The following is a 2,643-nucleotide window of genomic DNA, read 5'->3' as shown; positions in this document are numbered from 1 at the left end:
TCTCTAATAGAAGTTCCTTTATCCACAACTCCTTCCGCATTATGAATCAGTTTATGTGCTAACTCATTTGCTTCTTTTGCATAGCCATATTTTTCTAGTCCGTTAATCCCGAAGTAACTTTGATCCAACCAAACAGGTCCTCTCCAATAGCCATTATCTGGCTTAAATTTAAGATGATTTGCTGCTAATGTTGGTAAAGGGACAAAAGTGTTCAAACTTGCCGAATCCAGCATATTAATTTTTGCCGCTTTCACTTGTTCTGCAGAAGCGACTTCTGCCCAAATTGGACAATATCCTTCGCATCCCATTGCTTTTATCAATGTTTTTCCGTCAATGGTTGTATCATAAAACCAGCCTGTTGCAGCATCCCAAAACTGATTTTGGATTTTTACTTTTAAAGCGGCACTTTCTTCATTCCATTTTTTTGCTTCGACACTTAGTTTTAAAGCTGTTGCCATTTTACTTAAAAAGTTTTTCTCTGCAAATAAAAATGAATTCAGATCAACACTTTCCTGATCTAATGAATATGCTTTTTCTCCGTTTTTTAGAATTTTACTATCATCAAAACGAACTGCATTATCCATTCCGCTTTCCCATTTTGCCGCAATCACAGTTCCATCTGTAGAACCAAATTCGCATAAACCATCCTGATCATGATCTCGTTCTTTGTACCACCAATTATGATATAATTTTAACTTCGGATAAAACTCTTTTAGAAAATTAATATCCTTTGTTTTTTCATAAATTTTCCAGATTGCCCAAGCAGCAAGAGGTGCTTTTGTGTTTCGGTAATTATTTTCTTCTAGATCATTGTTTCTGTAAATGCAATCTGGAATAAAACCATTTGACTCTTGATAATCGAATAAAGCACGCATTTGATTTTTGGCTAACTCCGAATCATAATTTGAAACTGCAACAGCGTGTTTCCAGCTGTCCCAGGCCCAAAAACCATGAAACCATTCGTAATTGTAACTCGGAAAAAGACCGCCATGCTTTAATCCTTCTGCTGCAATTCTAGTGTTGGTTTGTAATGTTAGTGCTAATTTTGCTATCAAATCAGAATAAATCTGATCTTTATAAATGGCTTTCTTTTTGGCAATTAATTGCGATAATTGCTTTTCTTTTTCTTTTTGCGTGTTGTTAAGCAGTGTATTAAAAACCGTTTTTTGTATTGTCTCGCTTTCGGTTTTCCATGAATATTGTGGAAAAATAAAACTTTGAGAAACAATTATTTCTTTCGTTTCATTTGGTTTTAAAACCAATTTTTCTATCTGCGCTAGGTATCCTTGTTTCGAAATTTCAATTTCTGATTTTGTTTTCAAGAATTGAATGTAACCTACTGCAATACTCTTAGAAGAAGTGATTTTTAAAATATTGTTTTCATTTGATAGTTGTAAATTATCTAAAAACAAAGTTGCATTATAAGAAGGAAAAATAGTTATTGGTTTAGCTGTTTTATTGGTAATCGCTGTTTTCTGTAAAGCCGAATGCCCTGATAAAAACACTAATTGCTGTTTTACTTCTAGTTTTTCATTTTTAAATTGCTGTTCTAAATGACTGTTGTAACTGTTTTGTTCCACCAATGAATTTTTCCAGTTGATGATTTCTTGTTTGTTTTCGTCTTTTAGCTGTAATGAAACAAAAGAAGAACTTAACCAAACGCCATTCTGTTCGGTCATTAAGAAAGGTCCTGAAAATCCTGCTTGAATTTCTGATGGTTCTAAAAACCCAAATCCGAACCAAACGCCTTTATCTGAAAATGCCAATGATTTTCTATCTGTGGCATTTTTTGGATCTCCTTTAAAATTGATACTATTTTTGCCTGACTCTAAATTTGGAAAGCTCTTTTGAGACCAACCTGCCTGTATTATAAAAAAGGAAGCAAGAATAAAAAGTATGTTCTTTTTGTCCATGTTTTATGTTTGTTTTTGTTATTATTTAGATAAAGTCTTGCTCTTTTTATTGGCAAGATCAATAATCTTTAGACAAAAAGAATAGCCCAAGAAATATAGGCTATTCTTTTTTGAAATTTAAATCATTTTGAGAATTAATTCGTTTGTAATTCTGTCAATGGAATTGGATAAAAATTATTTTTTGCAGCATCAAAACCTGTTCTTCCAACAGCATCAAGTGCTTCTTTTGTTTTTCCCCAACGACGCAAATCATAAAAGCGATAATTTTCAAGAGGGAATTCTAAAATTCTTTCGTGCTCTATTTGTGCTTTTACTTCTGCTGTGGTTGTTCCTGTCATTGCTGGCATGTCTGCTCTTTCGCGAACTTTATTAATATACGGAATAGCTTCTCCCGGACGTCCTAATTCATTTAAAGCTTCGGCCTGCATTAGCAATACATTCGAATATCTCATCAAAGGAATATTGATCGCTGTAAATTCTTGATCCATTTTTTCCTGTGTACTCGGAATATATTTACGATATACTGGCTTGTCTGTATCTCCAAATTTATCATCATACGTAGTTCCTAATACCAATGGATTGCTAGGGTTATTAAAATAGGGATCTTTAAAGAAAATGGTACTGTAAAAACGTGAATCGTAGTTTCCTGTAGTCGCAATTTTTCCTTCTTTTTTGAATTCATTTACCAACATTGGACTCGGAAGAATTTCATCCCATCCGCCAAGTTCAG

General features: G+C 33.4%; 2 protein-coding genes. Both read right to left on the bottom strand.

Features of this window, described 5'->3' with window-relative positions:
- The coding region (locus B3J44_RS06145) for an MGH1-like glycoside hydrolase domain-containing protein (protein ID WP_286966841.1) at positions 1 to 1,913 on the bottom strand (1,913 nt) is incomplete at its 3' end.
- Positions 1,914 to 2,047: 134 nt separating this feature from the next.
- On the bottom strand, positions 2,048 to 2,643 hold a 596-nt coding region (locus tag B3J44_RS06140; protein WP_286966839.1), incomplete at its 5' end, for a RagB/SusD family nutrient uptake outer membrane protein.

The sequence above is a fragment of the Flavobacterium sp. UBA4854 genome, from assembly GCF_002399805.1.
GTDB classification, from domain to species: domain Bacteria; phylum Bacteroidota; class Bacteroidia; order Flavobacteriales; family Flavobacteriaceae; genus Flavobacterium; species Flavobacterium ginsengisoli.
Note: the sequence above shows the minus strand (reverse complement) of the source record. Positions and strands in the feature narration are given on the sequence as shown.